The sequence below is a fragment of the Simiduia curdlanivorans genome (genome assembly GCF_030409605.1).
GTDB lineage: Bacteria > Pseudomonadota > Gammaproteobacteria > Pseudomonadales > Cellvibrionaceae > Simiduia > Simiduia curdlanivorans.
The window spans coordinates 2,534,050-2,552,577 of record NZ_JAUFQG010000004.1 but is presented as its reverse complement, the minus strand read 5'-3'; the positions used below and the strand labels follow the sequence as shown (position 1 = coordinate 2,552,577).

Below are 18,528 nucleotides of genomic sequence, written 5' to 3'. Positions count from 1 at the left end.
ATTTGTAGGGTTATCCCTCACTGGAAATACGCAGAGCACCAGCCACCGCAAAGGGAGCGGTGGCAACCGCTAAGGCCAATAGCGCACCCAAAATTGCCAACTGCCCAGTATGGGCGAAACCTTCAATCGCCCGACTCACACCATTGGCACCAAATATCAACACCGGCACATAAAACGGCATGATAATGAGCGAAATAAGTAGCCCGCCCTTGCGCAAACTCACGGTCAAGGCCGCACCTATGGCGCCAATAAAGCTCAAACAGGCGGTGCCAATCAATAGCGACATGATTAACGGCACATAGCCCTCAGCCGGGAGCGATAACATAAGCCCCAAGAGCGGCGACATCAAGGTTAACGGCAAGCCAGTCACCAACCAATGCACGGCTATCTTAGCAAGCACCAATAGCGGCAAGGGATGCGGCGAAATAAGTAGCTGATCGAGGCTGCCATCGTCCATATCAGCGCGAAACAAAGCGTCCAGAGAGAGCAAGGTTGCCAGTAGCGCCACCACCCAAATCATGCCCGGCGCCAAAATCGCCAGAAACTTCGCATCCGGGCTGATACCCATGGGCACCATAGTGATTACCAACAGGAAAAAGATCATCGGATTGGCCCAATCGCTGCGGGCGCGATAGGCAAGTTTTAACTCGCGCGAAAACTGCTGCGCCAAGGCGCGCGCCAAGGAGTCAGACAAAGCGCACCTCGGGTTGATAGTCGCCTAAGGCCAATACCTTGAGAGCGTCAATGCTCGGCTTCTGGTGCGTGGTGATAATTACACAGCCGCCGGCGGCGGCATGCGCGACAAAGCGCTGCTCCAGCGCCGCCACGGCTTGAGTATCTAAGGCGGTAAACGGCTCGTCGAGAATCCATAAGGGCTGAGTGCTCAAGGCTAATCGCGCCAGTGCCACGCGGCGAAGCTGGCCGGCCGACAGGCGGTAGCAGCCAACATCCTCGAAACCGTACAAGCCAATGTCGGTCAACGCTTGCTCAATTTGAGCACTAGTGGATTCCGGGCAGTAAGCCATTAAATTTTCGCGGGCCGTGAGCGCGGTTTTGATACCGGGTTGATGGCCAATATAGAGCAAAGCGCAGGCAAAATCGTAGCGACACTCGCCGATCGGCCGCCCTTGCCAGAGCAATTCACCACCAAATTCCCGCGAGATGCCAGTTAACTGGCGCAATAAAGAGGTCTTGCCAACGCCATTAGGACCTTCGATATGCCATATCTCACCGGCTGCAAAGCTGGCATGCAGGCCCGCGAACAACAATCGATTGTCGCGTTCGCAGCTGAAGTCCCGTAGTTCTAGCAAGTACCCACACCATTGATTAAGACTGACCCCTGCCGATAACAAGGAGCGAGCTATAGTAAAAAGGGTTTCGATTATAACCAGCCCCTAGGTCACAATCACCTCTTAAAACCCAGATCAAAAAGCTAAATGTGACCTAGGGCCAATTGATGGGACCACAATGGCCGCCTATGTGGTTAAAAAAACAACAACTTGCTCGACGAACGGTTGAGAAATTTGCCGAGCCCCATAAATACAAACGCGATACGCGACCGACATCAGGAGCGGCAAATCATTCATGGCCAGCCACATTCCCAGTAACACGGCACCCGCGGCTAGCAGCTCCACAAGCAGCACAGCCTCGGGTAATATCGCGCAAAGTCTTGCTGCCGGCGCTTCACTGTGGGCCAAAATCAGCCAAATTCAGCCTATCAACGCCGAACTTAGGCCCTTAGCCCAACAAACTCTTGAAAAAGCCTTTGCCCTTGGCGCACATCCAACGTCCTTGACTGGAAGCGCCGAGCTCAACTCAGCCAAGGGCCTGCTGGCGGCCATCGCGCAGCAAGCATCCAGTCGGTCGAAACAAGGGTCGAACCTAAGCGCAACCCCAGGCACCAGTCAGGCGCAAAACCCTCTCGGGCAATGGGCGCAATTACTGCAGGCCAAACAGCTATTTCTGGTACAAGCGCTGTTGCGCGGCCAGTCGATTAACATGATCACCGATCAAGCGCTAACCCCAAACAGCCGCGTTCAAATTCAGCTGGGGCCACAGGGCTTGAGCCTAGTCGCGCAACAAGCGCCGGCCGATCAGCAACAAGCCCAGCCGGCAAATACCAGCGGCAAGCTAAACCCACTGAACCCGTCCGATAGAAACGCCCTGCAGGCCCTGTTGCGCCAAGCCTTGCCCGCACAACAATCGAGCGCAAACGCGGTAAAGGCGCTGCAACTTTTGATCGACCAGATCAACCAAAACACAGCCAACAAGCCTGCCAGCGCTGGCCAAAAAACCCTGCTTAACGCGCTGCAATCACTGACGCAAATCCTGCCGGCAAATACCAGCGCGCCAGCGCTTAAAGCGGCGATTAACAACAGCGGTATTTTCTCTGAAGCAAAACTGAATCAATTACACCAAGGGGCTAACCCGCAAGCAGCAAATGTCGACGCCATTAAAGCCCCAGCACAAGACAGTAAACTACAACTCTGGCAACTGTTTGCCCTGCTGTCAGACAGCCCGCAAGTCCCCAGTTCAGCCGCTGAGGCAGCAAAACCCAACGCGCTAAAGGCGTCCAATCTGGCTCAACAGCTACTTAATTTACTCGGTATTTCACTGGAAAAAATGCCCCAAGCCAGCGCCGAGAAAACCCAACACAAACAAGCGCTGACAGAAATTGGCAAGCAGTGGCTGGCCAAAATAACGGCGCAACAGTTGGCCAATTTAGTGGATGAACCGGACAGTAAAACCTTAAAAAACCTGACCATTGAGCTACCGGTGCGTATAGAGCAACAGGTCACACCGCTGCAATTACATTTCAGCAAACATTGGCTCGAAGAGGAACAAGAAAAGCAAGGCGCGGCCAGCTCAGAAACAGACAAAAAACGCGACATCGTTTGGCAAGTCACCTTGAGCATTAACGTGGAAACACTCGGCACCATCGACGCCCGCATTCGCTATGTACACGAGCGGCTGCAGTGCAGCCTTTGGGCAGAACAACCTTCGACCCTCGCACTGATAGAAAATCGCGCCAGCCAATTGGTAGACACCATCCGACAAAAAGGCTTGGCGGTTGAGCCAATCCACTGTCATGCGGGCCGCATGCCGAGCCCCAGCAACCGACTCAGCCAACCACTACTGGATACCCATGCCTGAACTCAGCGAAAAAGACATTACTCAAGCCGTCGCCCTGTTTTACGATGGCGACAACGCGCCCAGGGTTATCGCAAAAGGCGACAATCTGTTAGCCGAGCAAATTGTCGCTCTAGCGCAGGAACACGACATCCCCCTGTGCGATAACCCAAGTCTCGTGAACTTACTCATGCAACTGGAGCTCGACGATGAAATTCCGGAAGCGCTTTATATCGCCGTGGCACACATACTCGCCTTCGCCTACGAGCTGAGCGGCAAGTTTCCCACAGGCAAATAGTGCGAGGTCGCGGCACGACTATCACTTTGAGTCGCGCCAACTTACACTAGAAATTACACTAGAACTTACCCGGGCCCGAGAATTTACACCAGCGTAAAAGTCTGCAAACATTGAGCTGCCACCATGCCCTATTTAATTTCCGCTTACCATCTCAATACCCTCATTGAGCAAAAACCAGCGCAAAAAAACAAGCTGGTTATTTTCGATTGCCGCTTCGCATTGAATGATCCGGAGGCGGGTCGCCTAGCATACTTAGCAGGCCACATTCCCGGTGCACACTATTTAGATTTGAATCTGGACTTATCATCTGCCGTTGCCGAGCATGGCGGCAGACACCCATTGCCAAACATCTCAGCCTTGCAACACAAGCTACAGGATTGCGGCGTTAGCCAAGATTCTCAGATTGTTTTGTACGACGCCCACAAAGGCGCCTACGCCTGTCGAGCTTGGTGGCTACTGACCTATTGCGGCATCGAAAACGTGAGGGTATTAAACGGCGGTTTAGGTGCATGGCAACAACATTTTTCGCTGAGCCAGCAAATAGCAGAAACAAGATCGAGCGCTAAGGATGGTCCGCCGCTACAGCTCACACCCGGCCAACTCAAGATTCGCGATCATCAAGACATCGTCAACAAAAACGGCATAGGCGAGCTAATTGACTCGCGCGAGCTAGCGCGTTTTCAGGGCATTACCGAGCCAATCGATCCTATCGCCGGCCACATTCCCGGGGCCATCAACCTGCCGTGGCAAACCGCTACCGACGATGAAGGATTTTTCTTAGACCAGGAAGCGGCAAAACTGCGCTTGTCCCGAGCCTTAAACCAGCAACACTTAGCAAGCCTGAAGCATCCGCCAACGGTGTACTGCGGCTCTGGAGTCACCGCCTGCGTCAATATTTTTGCCATGGCACAGCTCGGCATAGAAGCCGCGCTCTACCCCGGTAGCTGGAGCGATTGGTGTAGTTATGTAACAGAGGAAAATCGCTCAGCCCGTGTCGCCACGAGCTGAAACCCATTGCACCTAGTCGGGCATCAAACACACACCGGTGCCGGCCAAACCGCAATAGCCAGCCGGATTTTTTGCTAAATATTGCTGGTGATATTCCTCGGCGTAATAAAACACCGGCGCCGGCGCTATCTCCGTGGTGATGGCGCCCTTACCCGCCGCTTTTAAACTTTTTTGAAAGGCGGCAAAAGTTGCCTTGGCGCGCTCGAGCTGTTTATCGCTGGTGGTATAAATTACCGAGCGATACTGGGTGCCCAAGTCATTGCCCTGGCGCATTCCCTGGGTCGGGTCGTGCACCTCCCAAAAGACGCGCAGCAAATCATCATAGCTAATTACTGAGGGATCAAACGCCACAAGCACCACTTCGGCGTGGCCTGTGTCGCCACCGCAAACCTCTTCATAGGTTGGGTTAGGCGTGTAGCCACCGGCGTAGCCAACCGCCGTGGCATAGACGCCGCGCTGCTGCCAGAACCGGCGCTCTGCGCCCCAGAAGCAACCCAAACCAAAATAAGCCAACTCAATTCCCGCCGGAAAAGGCGCTTTGATGCTGACACCATTAACAAAATGCTTACCGGTTATATCCAGCGCCTTGTCTCGGCCTTTCAAAGCGGTAGCTGCGTCTGGCATTTGCTGCTTACCCATACATCACCTCGATTATCTTACCCAACCATCATTTTGAGATAGGACGAACAAGCGGCTTAACTCATCCACACATTGAGCGCCCGAACCGAAAATTGTTACGTCTCGCCAACAAAAAAGCCCCGCAATATGCGAGGCTTTTTAGCACATCTTTACATCTTAACGCTTATCTAAAGCGACGAAATCGCGCGCGGTGTGGCCAGTGTACAACTGACGCGGACGGCCGATTTTGTAGGGGTTAGAAATCATTTCATTCCAGTGTGCAATCCAGCCCACTGTGCGACCGGTTGCAAAAATCACGGTAAACATCTCGGTGGGAATACCGATAGCTTTCATGATGATGCCAGAGTAGAAATCGACATTGGGGTACAATTTCTTCTCAATGAAGTAAGGGTCTTCCAAGGCAATCTGCTCGAGACGCTTAGCAATGGCTAACAGGGGATCGTTGTCCAAACCAAGCTCTGCCAACACTTCATCACAGGTCTCTTTCATCACCTTAGCGCGTGGATCAAAGTTCTTGTAAACGCGGTGACCGAAGCCCATCAAGCGGAATGGGTCGCTCTTATCTTTGGCCTTGGCAATGTAAGTGTCGATGTTATCAACGGTGCCAATTTCCTCAAGCATTTCCAACACGGCTTCGTTGGCGCCACCGTGGGCTGGGCCCCACAAGGTTGCGATACCCGCCGCCACACAGGCGAAGGGGTTGGCGCCAGAAGAGCCAGCCAAACGCACAGTAGAAGTAGAGGCATTCTGTTCGTGATCGGCGTGCAATAAGAAAATCTTATCCATGGCGCGCGCTAAAACAGGGTTTACTTTTGGATCATCACACGGCGTACCAAACATCATGTGCAGAAAATTTTCTGAGTAGCTCAGGCTATTATCTGGGTACATGAACGGCTGACCAATATGATGCTTGTAACACATGGCCGCTAGGGTTGGCATTTTCGCAATCAAACGATGAGCGGAAATCTGCCGATGTTCTGGGTTATTGATATCGAGCGAATCGTGGTAGAAGGACGCCAAAGCGCCAACCACACCCACCATGACGGACATGGGGTGAGCATCGTAGCGGAAACCACGGAAAAAGTTTGTAAGAGACTCGTGCACCATGGTGTGTCTCATGATGGTGTCTACGAAGTCTGTTTTTTGCTCGGCGTTAGGTAGTTCGCCATTCAACAACAAATAGCACGTTTCTAAATAGTCTGACTTATCTGCTAGTTGTTCGATTGGGTAGCCACCGTGCAAAAGCACACCATTGGCACCATCGATAAAGGTCAGTTTTGATTCACAGGCCGCCGTGGCCATGAAACCAGGATCATAGGTGAAGTACCCATTGGCCGTTAGGCTGCTGACATCTATAACATCGGGACCGGTTGAACCGGAGTACATCGGCAAATCGATGGGATCGCGTCCCTCTATTACCAGTTGCGCTTTCTTCTCAGCCATCTTGGGACTCCTATATCTGCAAGTTGTAATCGTCTCTTCGTCGGGGCTTGCATACCCTCTTATATTGCACTAAATCACCGCAATGGCCTTTAGAGCGGGCACAACTATAAAGTTAAGTTTGTTTTTGTCAAATAGATAGTCAATTATAGCGCTAAGCACCAAAACCGCCCATTGCGACCTTAGTCTTGCCCAATTTGGTGCAGCCTGCACACAAAACGACCAATCCGAACAGCAATACGGCAGCGGGCAATTTTGGCTAGGATGCCCAAACTAAAAAAACCGTAAAACCCCCACCAAATACGGACATAAGTGCCGGAATTCGTTTGTAATTTAAATGTTGGCTCCTTATAATTTCGCGCGTCTTGCAGGGGGGGTAGCTGGTTAATTGCCTCATTGCTACCTATGCTAGAGGGATTGTGTGCTATGTATACTCTCTCGAACCGCCCACATTCTGGGCAATAAGGTGTGACTTAACGTGAACAAAAACAGACCGGTCAATCTCGACATCTCCACCATCCATCTTCCTATTACTGCTTATGTTTCTATTCTTCACCGCATGTCTGGTGTTGTCCTGTTCGCAGGCGTAGCCGTTCTATTGTGGATTCTAGAAGCAAGCCTGACCTCTGAGGCCAGCTTCGCAGAGTTGAAAGAGCACTTCCAAAGCCCGCTTTGCCAATTTGTCCTGTGGGCTACTTTAGCCGCGCTTGCGTATCACATGGTGGCAGGCATTCGTCATCTGATTATGGATGCCGGTGTTGGCGAGAGCTTAGAAGGTGGCCGGATCGGCGCGAAAATCGCGTTGGTAGTTGCCGCCGTTATTATTGCAGCATTAGGAGTATGGATATGGTAACCGCCGTAACTAGCTTTGGGCGCAGCGGTCTCTACGACTGGCTGATCCAGCGCATCAGCGCCGTGGTCATGGCCGCCTACACAATTTTTCTCGCAGGCTTCATTGCGTGCACGCCAGATTTAACCTTCGAGCTGTGGCAAGGGCTGTTCAATCAGCTGTGGATGCGCATCTTCACCCTAGCAACCCTCCTATCTATTGCTGCGCACGCCTGGATTGGTTTGTGGGCCGTGTTAACGGACTATCTCACCAACCAATTAATGGGTACCAAAGCGACCATCTTGCGCCTGCTGGCGCAAATGGGCTTAGGCGTGATCACCCTGACCTATCTGGTTTGGGGCATCGAAATTCTCTGGGGACTTTAATACATGTCTACTATGCGTACGATTTCATTTGACGGTATCGTCATCGGTGGCGGTGGCGCAGGTATGCGCGCAGCCCTGCAACTTGCACAATCCGGTTACAAAACCGCGGTAATTACCAAAGTATTCCCCACCCGTTCACACACAGTCTCGGCCCAAGGTGGTATCACCTGTGCGATTGCCAGCGACGACCCGCAGGACGATTGGCGCTGGCACATGTACGATACCGTTAAAGGCTCCGATTACATCGGCGACCAAGACGCTATCGAATATATGTGTTCCGTTGGCCCAGAAGCCGTGTATGAATTAGAGCACATGGGTCTGCCCTTCTCGCGCACCGAGGAAGGCCGCATCTATCAACGCCCCTTCGGCGGTCAATCTAAAGATTTCGGCAAGGGCGGCCAAGCGGCTCGCACCTGTGCCGCAGCCGACCGCACCGGCCACGCTTTGCTTCACACCCTGTACCAAAACAACATCAAAAATAACACCGTGTTCTTAAACGAGTGGTTTGCTGTTGATCTGGTGAAAAATGCCGACGGCGCCGTCGTTGGTGTTATCGCCATGAATATCGAAGACGGCGAAGTGGTCTACGTTAAGTCCCGCGCCACCGTGTTCGCCACTGGCGGTGCTGGCCGTATTTACGCCTCAACCACTAACGCACACATCAATACCGGCGACGGCATTGGCATGGCGCTGCGCGCAGGCTTCCCGGTGCAAGACATCGAGTTCTGGCAGTTCCACCCCACCGGTATCGCCGGCGCTGGTGTACTGGTAACAGAAGGTTGTCGCGGTGAAGGTGGTTACCTGATTAACAAGCACGGCGAGCGTTTCATGGAGCGCTATGCGCCGAACGCGAAAGATCTTGCCTCGCGCGACGTTGTTGCCCGCTCTATGGTATTGGAAATTTTAGCTGGCAACGGCTGTGGCCCAGATGGCGACCACGTGTTGCTGAAGCTCGATCACTTAGGTGAAGAAGTTCTGGAAAGCCGCTTACCGGGCATTTGTGAGCTATCGCGCACCTTCGCCCACGCCGACCCAGTCAAAGAGCCGGTGCCCGTGGTGCCAACCTGTCACTACATGATGGGCGGTATTCCCACCAACGTTCACGGCCAAGCACTGACCATGAAAGACGGCAAAGATGCCATCATCGAAGGTTTCTATGCCTGCGGAGAAGCCGCTTGTGTATCGGTACATGGTGCCAATCGCCTAGGTGGTAACTCACTGCTAGACTTGGTTGTTTTCGGTCGCGCCTCTGGCTTATTCATTGAGAAAGCCCTGCGCGAAGGTGTCGAGCATACAGCCGCTACCGATGCTGACATCGAGCGCGCCATGGCCCGCTTAAATCGCATTAACACATCGACCAGCACCGAAACCGCACCAGCCCTGCGCAAAGAGCTGCAAACCATCATGCAGAACCATTTCGGTGTATTCCGCAATGGCGAGTTCATGAAAGAAGGCATCAAGAAGCTGGCAGAACTGCGCCCGCGCATTGAAAATGTTGGCATCACCGACAAGAGCAATGCCTTTAATACCGCGCGTATTGAAGCACTGGAACTGCAAAACTTGCTGGAAGTTGCCGAAGCAACGGCGATCGCCGCTGAAGAGCGCAAAGAATCTCGTGGTGCCCATGCTCGGGAAGACTTTGAAGATCGCGACGATGTGAACTGGTTGTGCCACTCCATGTTCTTCCCGACCGAGAAAAAAGTTGAGAAGCGCGGCGTAAACTTCACGCCAAAAACCATGGAAGCATTCGAGCCTAAGGCTCGTACTTACTAAGTCTGGGGAATGGTGACATGTTAAAAGTAGAAATTTATCGCTATAACCCTGAGTCAGATAAAGCCCCTCATATGCAAACCTATGAGGTAGATACCCAGGGCAAAGACCTGATGGTATTGGATGTGCTGGAACTGATTAAGTCTCAGGATGCGTCCTTGGCCTACCGCCGCTCGTGCCGTGAAGGTGTGTGCGGCTCAGATGGTATGAACATCAACGGCAAAAATGGCCTTGCCTGTATTAAGCCCATCTCCGAGTGCGTCACTAACAACAAGTTAGTGCTGCGCCCACTGCCAGGCTTACCGGTGATTCGCGATCTGGTGATCGACATGAGCCAGTTCTATGCCCAGTACGAGAAAGTGCAGCCGTATTTGCAAAACTCTAACCCGGCTCCCGCCATCGAGCGCTTACAGTCGCCCGAAGAGCGGGAAAAGTTAGACGGCCTATACGAGTGTATTTTGTGTGCTTGCTGTTCAACCAGCTGCCCGTCCTTCTGGTGGAACCCCGACAAATTTATCGGCCCAGCCGGTTTGTTGCAGGCCTACCGCTTTTTGGCCGATAGCCGCGACAACGCCACCGATGAGCGCCTAGCGAAGTTGGATGACCCGTTCAGCGTATTCCGCTGCCACGGTATTCAAAACTGTGTTGCGGTTTGCCCGAAAGGACTCAACCCAACCAGAGCCATTGGCCACATACGTAACATGCTTTTACAACGCGCTGTATAATCAGCGGCAGGCCTAGGCCTGTAATACCGAATGTCGCGCTAACCCCCAACCTCGGTTGGGGGTTAGTCTTAAAAAAATATAGGCGACAGGATCACCATTCAAAGAATGGTCTATAAAGGTGCGGAACCCAGGTACAGATGAACGGAATTATCATTCCTGAATCTATGCCCTACTAAAAAATTATTTGCACGGCATTTATGTTGTAGCGAGTGAACTAAACTGTGTGGTTCCAAAAGAAGCCACATATGAAACGGCTAGTATTACGCTAGTAAGTAGCAGGGGTATGTCGGGCTAGGCTCGATCTATCTGTGAGGGCGATGAATATCATCACTGCTTTCATGGGGTAAACCGCTTGATTGGTGCGAACCAATCCTGAATGTAGTTGGCATTAGGGCGTGTAAACGACCTGAACCACTCACGCCCTCACAGCTAGACAGTACCCCATCGACCAGGTGGGTAAAATGCAAGAAAGCATGTTGGAGCTGCTCCGGAAGTCTTCCCATATCTCTGATGGGAACACGGCCTATGTAGAAGATCTTTACGATACCTATTTACACGACCCCAAGGCCGTGACCGAAGAATGGCGTCGTTACTTCGAACAACTACCGCGCGTTGACGGCGTTGTGGTTCAAGACACACCGCATTCCGTCATCCGTGATCATTTCGAATTACTCGGTAAAAACCGTGCGCGCCCGATAGCAGCACCGGGTTCCGGTGGTACAAACATTGAGCACGAACGCAAACAGGTTAAGGTTGTTCAGCTAATCAGCTCCTACCGTTTCCGCGGTCATCAACGCGCCAAGCTCGACCCACTAGGCTTAATGAAGCGCGAGCATGTGCCCGATCTAGAGTTGGCCTTCCACGGCTTGACCCCGGCAGATCTGGACACAGTGTTTCAAACGGGCAACCTGTTTATCGGCAAAGAAGAAGCGCCGCTGCGCGAAATTATCGACGTGCTTGAGCGAACCTACTGTGGCAATATCGGCCCAGAAATCATGCACATCACTAACTTTTCTGAAAAGCAGTGGTTACAGCAGCGCTTAGAAAGCGCCCGTTCGCGCCCCGCCTATGCCAATGATATCAAGCTCAATATTCTGGAGCGCTTAACCGCGGCGGAAGGTTTAGAGCGGCACCTCGACAGTAAATACCCGGGCACTAAGCGCTTCGGTATCGAAGGTGGCGAAGCGATGATTCCACTGCTCGACGGCCTAGTAAAAAGTGCCGGCGCACACGGCGCAAAAGAAATTGTGTTGGGTATGGCGCACCGCGGTCGCTTAAACACGTTGGTTAACGTGTTTGGTAAAAACCCGGCGGAACTTTTCGAAGAATTCGAAGGCAAAAAGCTCGTTACTACCTCGGGCGATGTGAAATACCACCAAGGTTTTTCGTCGAACATCATGACACCAGGCGGCGAAGTTCATATTGCGATGGCGTTTAACCCCTCGCATTTAGAAATCGTCTCCCCTGTTGTTGAAGGTTCCGTGCGCGCGCGCCAAGATCGCCGTTCAGATCCAATCGGCGCAAAAGTTGTACCGATAGTCATTCACGGCGACGCCGCCTTCGCGGGTCAAGGTGTGGTAACCGAGACCTTCCAAATGTCTCAAACCCGCGCTTACAAAACCGGCGGCACTATTCACTTGGTGTTAAATAACCAAGTGGGCTTCACCACCAGCCTGCGCGAAGATGCACGCTCTACCGAGTACTGCACCGACGTTGCCAAGATGATCGAAACGCCGATCTTCCACGTCAATGGCGACGACCCAGAAGCGGTGATGTTCGTCACCTTGCTGGCGATGGATTACCGCTACGAGTTTAAGAAAGATGTGGTTATCGATTTGGTGTGTTACCGCCGTCGCGGTCACAACGAAACCGACGAGCCCTCCTCTACTCAGCCGCTCATGTACAAAAAAATTCGCAACCACAAAACCACGCGTACGCTTTATGCCGAGCAATTGGTTGCAGAACAGGTACTGAGCGAAGCGCAAGCGCAAGAGATGGCCGATAACTACCGCGCCGCACTTGATCGCGGTGAGCATGTTGCCAGTGGTTTAGTCAGCGAGCCCGATAAAACCTTGTTCGTCGATTGGTCGCCCTACATTGGTCACGACTGGACTGCCGAAGGCGATACCCGCGTGCCGATCAAGCAATTGCAAAAAATTGCCAATCAAATTTGCGAGGTTCCCGATGGTGTGGTTGTACAGCGTCAGGTATCAAAAATTTACGAAGATCGCATTAAAATGGCCAGCGGTGCACTGCCCATCAACTGGGGTATGGCCGAGCTTTTAGCCTACGCCACGATTATCGATGAAGGCACTCGCGTACGCCTAACCGGTCAAGATGTGGGGCGCGGTACCTTCTCCCATCGCCATGCGGTTATTCACAACCAGAAAGATGCCAGCCGTTACGTGCCGCTGCAAAACTTGAAGCAAGGCCAACCCAACTTCGACATTTTTGATTCACTGTTGTCTGAAGAGGCGGTACTGGCTTTCGAATACGGTTACGCCACCACAACCCCCAACGCCATGGTGATTTGGGAAGCGCAATTTGGTGACTTCGCCAACGGAGCGCAGGTGGTTATCGATCAATTTATTACCTCGGGCGAACACAAGTGGGGTCGCTTATGCGGGCTGACCATGTTGCTGCCCCACGGCTATGAAGGTCAGGGCCCAGAGCACTCGAGCGCACGTTTAGAGCGTTTCATGCAACTGTGTGCCGAACACAACATTCAAATTTGCATTCCCACCACGCCGGCGCAAGTGTTCCATATGCTGCGCCGTCAAGCGGTTCGACCCATGCGTCGGCCACTTGTGGTGATGAGTCCAAAGTGGATTTTGCGCCACAAGTTAGCCACTTCTACGCTAGAAGAATTAGCCAATGGCCAGTTCCACAATGTATTAGGTGATTCAACGGTTAATCCGAAGAAAGTAAAACGCGTTGTTTTGTGCTCCGGCAAAGTGTATTACCACTTGCTCGAAGCCAGAATGGAACGCGGTCAGGAAGATGTTGCTCTCATTCGCTTGGAGCAACTCTACCCCTTCCCTGAAGAAGAGTTCGTTGCGGCCATTAAGCCCTACAGCAAACTCACTGACTTCGTTTGGTGTCAGGAAGAACCTATGAACCAAGGTGCTTGGTATTCCAGCCAACATCATATGCGTCGTGTGATTTCAAATATCGCACCCAAGGCGTATTTGAACTTTGCTGGCCGCGAAGCCTCTGCTGCGCCGGCAGCAGGTTACATGTCCACGCACCTTGAAGAACAAAACCGTTTTATCGATGACGCGCTGACTGTTAAGTAACAGTCACTCACAGATTTGGCCAAGGCTAAGGAAGAAAAACAATGAGTATCGAAATTAAAGCTCCACAGTTCCCTGAATCAGTACCCGACGGCACCATCGCCACTTGGCACAAAAAAGCCGGTGAAGCCGTGAGCCGCGACGAGCTTATCGTTGACATCGAAACCGATAAAGTTGTGTTAGAAGTTGTCGCCCCTGCCGATGGCGTGTTGGCTGAAATTCTCCGAGAAGAAGGCGACACCATTCAGAGCAACGAAGTCATCGCTCGCTTAGTTGAAGGCGCGGCGCCAGCAGCCAGTGCTGCAGCGCCAGCTGCTCAAGCCGCTGCACCGGCAGCCGCCAACAACGAAAAGTTGGTTAATCCTTCGGCGCGGAAGATGGCCGATGAAAACAACGTCAATGTCAGCGCCGTGGATGGTTCTGCCAAGGGCGGTCGCGTCACCAAGGGCGACGTTATCGATCACTTGAAAGGCACCTCAGCTGCGCCAGCGCCTGCCGCGGCAGCACCCGCTAAAGCGACTGCTGCAAGCGCCGGCATCGCTATGCCCGTAGGTGAGCGCACGGAAAAACGCGTTCCCATGTCGCGTATGCGTGCCCGTATCGCAGAACGCCTGTTAGAAGCCAGCCAAACCACCGCCATGCTCACCACCTTTAACGAAGTGGATATGGGCCCGGTGATGGAATTGCGCAAGAAATACAAAGAGGCTTTCGAAAAGTCACACAACGGTACCCGCTTAGGCTTCATGGGTTTCTTCGTTAAAGCCGCTGCCGAAGCCCTGCGTCGCTTCCCCGCCGTTAACGCCTCTATCGATGGCAACGACGTGGTATATCACGGCTTCCAAGACATTGGTGTTGCCGTTTCCACAGAAAAGGGCCTGGTAGTACCTGTACTACGCAACACCGAAAACATGGGCTTAGCCGATGTTGAAAACACCATTCGCGATTTCGGCCTGCGCGCGCGCGACGGCAAGCTGGGTATGGATGATATGATAGGTGGCACCTTCACCATCACCAATGGCGGCACCTTCGGCTCATTGATGTCGACGCCGATTTTGAACCCGCCTCAAACCGCTATTTTGGGCATGCACAAAATTCAAGATCGCCCTATGGCCGTTAACGGTAAGGTTGAGATTCGCCCCATGATGTACTTGGCGCTGTCATACGATCACCGTTTAATTGATGGTAAAGATGCGGTGCAGTTCTTAGTTGCTATCAAAGACATGATTGAAGACCCAGCGCGTATTTTATTAGAGATTTAACAGCGGGTTTATTAGTTTCTCGGGGAGCCCTGCTCCCCATCATTTATTCAGTATTGAGGACAAAACATGTCTGATAAATTTGATGTTATCGTAATTGGCTCTGGCCCTGCAGGCTATGTGGCCGCTATTCGTGCTGCGCAACTCGGTTTAAAAACAGCCTGTGTGGAAAAGTGGAAAAATGCCGAAGGTCAAGGCGTTAACGGCGGCACTTGCTTAAACGTAGGCTGCATTCCCTCTAAAGCACTGCTAGACAGCTCTTATAAGTACCACGAGGCCAAAGACGATTTAGGCATTCACGGCATCAGCACCAAAGATGTAAAAATTGATGTGCCTTCCATGATCGCGCGCAAAGCTGGCATCGTGAAGCAGTTAACCGGCGGCATCGCCGGCTTGTTCAAAGCCAACGGCGTGACCTCTTTCTACGGCACCGGTAAATTACTGGCTAACCGCGTGGTTGAAGTCACCGGCCACGACGGCAAAGTACAGTCCTTGTCTGCAGACAACGTGATCCTCGCGTCCGGCTCAATCCCGGTAAATATTCCCGTCGCTCCGGTCGATAACGATGTGATCATCGACTCCACTGGCGCCCTTGAAATTGATGCCGTGCCCGAGCGCTTAGGCGTGATTGGCGCCGGTGTTATCGGTTTGGAATTAGGTTCAGTTTGGAACCGCCTAGGTTCGAAAGTGGTTCTGCTCGAAGCTATGCCTAACTTCTTGGCCATGATGGATCAGCAGATAGCCAAAGAAGCGAGCAAGATTCTCACCAAACAAGGTTTAGACATTCGCTTGAACTGTCGTGTAACCGGCTCGGAAGTGACAGGCAAAGGCAAGAAAAAAACCGTTACCGTAACCTTCACCGATGCCGACGGCAAAGAGCAGAAAGAAGTGTTCGACAAGTTGATCGTGTGCGTGGGCCGTCGCCCCTTCACCCAGAACTTGTTAGCGGCAGACTGCGGTGTCAACTTGGATGAGCGCGGCTTCATCTACGTTAACGATTTGTGCTCTACCAGCGCCCCAGGCGTTTGGGCCATTGGCGACGTGGTGCGCGGCCCAATGCTGGCACACAAAGGCAGTGAAGAAGGCGTAGTCGTTGCCGAGCGCATCGCCGGTCAAAAAGCCATTGTTAACTACGACATCATTCCCAACGTTATTTACACCCACCCAGAAGTGGCCTCTGTCGGTAAAACCGAAGAACAACTCAAGGCCGATGGCGAGCCCTACAATGTAGGTGTTTTCCCCTTCGCGGCTAGCGGTCGCGCTATGGCGGCCAACGAAACGGCGGGTATGGTTAAGATTTTGGCACACGCCGACACTGATCGGGTATTGGGTGCGCACATTGTTGGTCCCTCAGCAGCCGATTTGGTTCAGCAGGTTGCCATCGCTATGGAGTTTGGTTCGAGTGCCGAAGACATCGGCATGACAATCTTTGGTCACCCGACTCTTTCCGAGGCGGTTAAAGAAGCGGCACTGGCCGTGAATGGTCACGCTATTCACATCGCCAACCGTAAAAAGCGCAAATAATAACAATACGGCGTATGAAGCCCGAGAGGGTTCTAAAGGGGGTCAGCTAGTTTTCTTAGCTGACCATCACAGGTACAGCGTATTGTGGTTATGAACATCTGTAGGCGAAGGTCTGCAACATAAAGCAATCGCACAAAGTGGAATGACATCATGAATTTGCATGAGTATCAGGCAAAGCAACTATTTGCCGAATACGGTCTCCCGGTATCCAAGGGTGTAGCAGCAACTACACCTGCCGAGGCTGTAGCAGCCGCCGCCGAAATCGGTGGTGACAAGTGGGTAGTTAAAGCACAGGTTCACGCCGGTGGCCGCGGAAAAGCGGGCGGCGTTAAGTTGGTTTCTAGCAAGCAAGAAATCGAAGATTTCGCGAAGAAGTGGCTAGGCAACAACCTAGTGACCTACCAAACAGATGAAAAGGGCCAACCCGTTTCATGCATTCTGGTTGAGTCTTGCACCGACATCGCCCAAGAGCTGTACCTTGGCGCAGTCGTCGATCGCTCTAGCCGTCGCATCGTTTTCATGGCCTCTACTGAAGGCGGCGTGGAAATTGAAAAAGTAGCGGAAGAAACCCCAGAGAAAATTCTGAAAGCGGTTATCGATCCTTTGGTTGGCGCTCAGCCATACCAAGCGCGCGATCTGGCTTTTCAGTTGGGTTTGAACGCAGCGCAAATTAAGCAATTCACCAAGATTTTCTTGGGCCTTGCCAAAATGTTCCAAGATTTCGACTTTGCCCTTTTGGAAATTAACCCACTGGTTATTACCGAAGAAGGCAACCTGCATTGCTTAGATGGCAAGATTAACATCGACGGCAACGCCCTTTATCGCCAGCCAAAAATCAAAGCCATGCACGATCCTTCACAGGAAGATGCGCGCGAAGCCAATGCGGCTAAGTGGGAACTTAACTATGTTGCGCTCGAAGGCAACATCGGCTGTATGGTTAACGGTGCGGGCCTAGCGATGGGCACCATGGACATCGTTAAACTGCACGGCGGCAAGCCAGCTAACTTCCTAGACGTTGGCGGCGGCGCAACCAAAGAGCGCGTAATCGAAGCATTCAAGATTATTTTATCTGATGATGCGGTAGAAGCCGTTCTGATCAACATCTTCGGCGGTATCGTGCGCTGCGACATGATCGCAGAAGGCGTTATCGGCGCAGTAAAAGAAGTGGGCGTTAAGGTACCCGTTGTTGTTCGCCTTGAAGGTAACAACGCCGAACTGGGTGCCAAGGTATTGAGCGAAAGCGGTTTGAACATCATCGCCGCCACCAGCTTAACCGATGCTGCACAACAAGTTGTTAAAGCAGCGGGAGGCAAATAATGAGCGTTTTAATCAATAAAGATACCAAGGTTATTTGCCAAGGTTTCACTGGCGCACAGGGTACTTTCCACTCTGAGCAAGCCATTGCTTACGGCACCAAAATGGTTGGTGGTGTAACGCCCGGTAAAGGTGGTCAAACGCACCTAGGCCTGCCGGTATTTAACACCGTGCGCGAAGCCGTAGAAGCCACAGGCGCTGAAGCCTCTGTAATCTACGTACCAGCCGCCTTCTGTAAGGATTCCATCCTAGAAGCGGCTAACGCCGGTATTAAGCTGATCGTGTGCATCACCGAAGGTATTCCAACCTTAGATATGCTCGATGCCAAGGTAAAAGTTGACGAGCTGGGTGTTACCTTGATCGGCCCTAACTGCCCAGGCGTTATCACCCCAGGCGAATGTAAGATCGGCATCATGCCTGGTCACATTCACTTGCCAGGTAAAGTCGGTATCGTGTCGCGCTCTGGCACCTTGACCTATGAAGCCGTTAAGCAGACGACAGACTACGGTTTCGGCCAGTCTACCTGTGTGGGCATTGGTGGCGACCCAATTCCTGGTTCCAACTTCATCGATATTTTGAAGTTGTTCCAAGAAGATCCAAAAACCGAAGCCATCGTGATGATCGGCGAAATTGGTGGCTCTGCTGAAGAAGAAGCGGCAGCGTTCATCAAAGCTAACGTGACCAAGCCTGTTGTATCTTACATCGCCGGTGTAACCGCACCTGCGGGTAAGCGCATGGGCCACGCTGGCGCCATCATCGCCGGTGGTAAAGGCACTGCGGACGAGAAATTCGCCGCCCTTGAAGATGCTGGTGTTAAAACTGTTCGCAGTTTGGCCGACATTGGCGCTGCACTGAAAGAGTTAACTGGCTGGTAATTTTTACTGTCATAAAACTTTCATAAAAAGGGTCGCGATCGC

At 52.4% G+C, this 18,528-nt stretch carries 16 protein-coding genes; 12 read left to right on the top strand and 4 right to left on the bottom strand.

What is annotated here, in order from left to right; genetic code table 11:
• Positions 1 to 10: 10 nt before the first annotated feature.
• Complete coding sequence (gene ccmB, locus QWY82_RS11180) at positions 11 to 694, bottom strand: heme exporter protein CcmB (RefSeq protein WP_290262313.1); 684 nt, start codon at positions 692 to 694, stop codon at positions 11 to 13.
• Positions 687 to 1,310: a cytochrome c biogenesis heme-transporting ATPase CcmA gene (ccmA, locus tag QWY82_RS11175; RefSeq protein WP_290262311.1), complete on the bottom strand. Its 624-nt coding sequence runs from the start codon at positions 1,308 to 1,310 to the stop codon at positions 687 to 689. Before ccmA ends, ccmB begins: the two co-directional genes overlap by 8 nt.
• A 274-nt stretch (positions 1,311 to 1,584) precedes the next feature.
• On the opposite strand from ccmA, the gene fliK reads away from it, so the two are divergent.
• The 3 genes from fliK to QWY82_RS11160 all read left to right on the top strand — a co-directional run bounded on the left by fliK (position 1,585) and on the right by QWY82_RS11160 (position 4,435).
• Positions 1,585 to 3,153, top strand: coding sequence for a flagellar hook-length control protein FliK (gene fliK, locus QWY82_RS11170; protein WP_290262309.1), 1,569 nt, complete (start codon positions 1,585 to 1,587; stop codon positions 3,151 to 3,153).
• On the top strand, positions 3,146 to 3,427 hold the full coding sequence (locus QWY82_RS11165) for an EscU/YscU/HrcU family type III secretion system export apparatus switch protein (protein WP_290262308.1): 282 nt from the start codon (positions 3,146 to 3,148) through the stop codon (positions 3,425 to 3,427). Before fliK ends, QWY82_RS11165 begins: the two co-directional genes overlap by 8 nt.
• Positions 3,428 to 3,550: 123 nt before the next feature.
• A complete protein-coding gene (locus QWY82_RS11160; RefSeq protein WP_290262306.1) occupies positions 3,551 to 4,435 on the top strand; it encodes a sulfurtransferase in 885 nt (294 codons plus the stop codon).
• 12 nt (positions 4,436 to 4,447) lie between these two features.
• Here the strand turns inward: QWY82_RS11160 and msrA are convergent, their stop codons facing one another.
• Both msrA and gltA read right to left on the bottom strand, forming a co-directional pair.
• A complete protein-coding gene (gene msrA, locus QWY82_RS11155; protein WP_290262304.1) occupies positions 4,448 to 5,074 on the bottom strand; it encodes a peptide-methionine (S)-S-oxide reductase MsrA in 627 nt (208 codons plus the stop codon).
• Positions 5,075 to 5,230: 156 nt separating this feature from the next.
• Positions 5,231 to 6,517, bottom strand: coding sequence for a citrate synthase (gene gltA / locus QWY82_RS11150; protein ID WP_290262302.1), 1,287 nt, complete (start codon positions 6,515 to 6,517; stop codon positions 5,231 to 5,233).
• Between the two features lie 475 nt (positions 6,518 to 6,992).
• On the opposite strand from gltA, the gene sdhC reads away from it, so the two are divergent.
• The 9 genes from sdhC (at position 6,993) to sucD (ending at position 18,486) form a co-directional block, all read left to right on the top strand.
• Entirely contained in the window at positions 6,993 to 7,367 is a 375-nt protein-coding gene (sdhC, locus tag QWY82_RS11145; RefSeq protein ID WP_290262300.1) for a succinate dehydrogenase, cytochrome b556 subunit, read from the top strand.
• Positions 7,361 to 7,729, top strand: coding sequence for a succinate dehydrogenase, hydrophobic membrane anchor protein (gene sdhD, locus QWY82_RS11140; RefSeq protein ID WP_290262297.1), 369 nt, complete (start codon positions 7,361 to 7,363; stop codon positions 7,727 to 7,729). The genes sdhC and sdhD overlap by 7 nt, the downstream gene beginning before the upstream one ends.
• 3 nt (positions 7,730 to 7,732) lie before the next feature.
• Positions 7,733 to 9,502, top strand: a complete 1,770-nt coding sequence (gene sdhA, locus QWY82_RS11135) for a succinate dehydrogenase flavoprotein subunit (protein WP_290262295.1) — start codon at positions 7,733 to 7,735, stop codon at positions 9,500 to 9,502.
• A gap of 17 nt (positions 9,503 to 9,519) precedes the next feature.
• Entirely contained in the window at positions 9,520 to 10,224 is a 705-nt protein-coding gene (locus QWY82_RS11130; protein ID WP_290262294.1) for a succinate dehydrogenase iron-sulfur subunit, read from the top strand.
• A gap of 461 nt (positions 10,225 to 10,685) precedes the next feature.
• On the top strand, positions 10,686 to 13,520 hold the full coding sequence (locus QWY82_RS11125) for a 2-oxoglutarate dehydrogenase E1 component (protein WP_290262292.1): 2,835 nt from the start codon (positions 10,686 to 10,688) through the stop codon (positions 13,518 to 13,520).
• Positions 13,521 to 13,561: 41 nt separating this feature from the next.
• Positions 13,562 to 14,776, top strand: a complete 1,215-nt coding sequence (gene odhB, locus QWY82_RS11120) for a 2-oxoglutarate dehydrogenase complex dihydrolipoyllysine-residue succinyltransferase (RefSeq protein ID WP_290262290.1) — start codon at positions 13,562 to 13,564, stop codon at positions 14,774 to 14,776.
• A 66-nt stretch (positions 14,777 to 14,842) separates the two neighbouring features.
• Positions 14,843 to 16,297, top strand: a complete 1,455-nt coding sequence (gene lpdA / locus QWY82_RS11115; protein ID WP_290262288.1) for a dihydrolipoyl dehydrogenase — start codon at positions 14,843 to 14,845, stop codon at positions 16,295 to 16,297.
• Positions 16,298 to 16,447: 150 nt separating this feature from the next.
• Positions 16,448 to 17,614: an ADP-forming succinate--CoA ligase subunit beta gene (gene sucC / locus QWY82_RS11110; protein ID WP_290262286.1), complete on the top strand. Its 1,167-nt coding sequence runs from the start codon at positions 16,448 to 16,450 to the stop codon at positions 17,612 to 17,614.
• A complete protein-coding gene (gene sucD, locus QWY82_RS11105; RefSeq protein ID WP_290262284.1) occupies positions 17,614 to 18,486 on the top strand; it encodes a succinate--CoA ligase subunit alpha in 873 nt (290 codons plus the stop codon). Before sucC ends, sucD begins: the two co-directional genes overlap by 1 nt.
• Positions 18,487 to 18,528 lie beyond the last annotated feature (42 nt).

What these genes read in the sequence shown, in the direction of transcription:
- fliK (WP_290262309.1), top strand. Translation starts at nt 1,585, where the DNA reads ATGGCCAGCCACATTCCCAGTAACACGGCACCCGCGGCTAGCAGCTCC.
- QWY82_RS11165 (WP_290262308.1), top strand. Translation starts at nt 3,146, where the DNA reads ATGCCTGAACTCAGCGAAAAAGACATTACTCAAGCCGTCGCCCTGTTT.
- QWY82_RS11160 (WP_290262306.1), top strand. Translation starts at nt 3,551, where the DNA reads ATGCCCTATTTAATTTCCGCTTACCATCTCAATACCCTCATTGAGCAA.
- msrA (WP_290262304.1), bottom strand. Translation starts at nt 5,074, where the DNA reads ATGGGTAAGCAGCAAATGCCAGACGCAGCTACCGCTTTGAAAGGCCGA.
- gltA (WP_290262302.1), bottom strand. Translation starts at nt 6,517, where the DNA reads ATGGCTGAGAAGAAAGCGCAACTGGTAATAGAGGGACGCGATCCCATC.
- sdhD (WP_290262297.1), top strand. Translation starts at nt 7,361, where the DNA reads ATGGTAACCGCCGTAACTAGCTTTGGGCGCAGCGGTCTCTACGACTGG.
- sdhA (WP_290262295.1), top strand. Translation starts at nt 7,733, where the DNA reads ATGTCTACTATGCGTACGATTTCATTTGACGGTATCGTCATCGGTGGC.
- QWY82_RS11130 (WP_290262294.1), top strand. Translation starts at nt 9,520, where the DNA reads ATGTTAAAAGTAGAAATTTATCGCTATAACCCTGAGTCAGATAAAGCC.
- QWY82_RS11125 (WP_290262292.1), top strand. Translation starts at nt 10,686, where the DNA reads ATGCAAGAAAGCATGTTGGAGCTGCTCCGGAAGTCTTCCCATATCTCT.
- odhB (WP_290262290.1), top strand. Translation starts at nt 13,562, where the DNA reads ATGAGTATCGAAATTAAAGCTCCACAGTTCCCTGAATCAGTACCCGAC.
- lpdA (WP_290262288.1), top strand. Translation starts at nt 14,843, where the DNA reads ATGTCTGATAAATTTGATGTTATCGTAATTGGCTCTGGCCCTGCAGGC.
- sucC (WP_290262286.1), top strand. Translation starts at nt 16,448, where the DNA reads ATGAATTTGCATGAGTATCAGGCAAAGCAACTATTTGCCGAATACGGT.
- sucD (WP_290262284.1), top strand. Translation starts at nt 17,614, where the DNA reads ATGAGCGTTTTAATCAATAAAGATACCAAGGTTATTTGCCAAGGTTTC.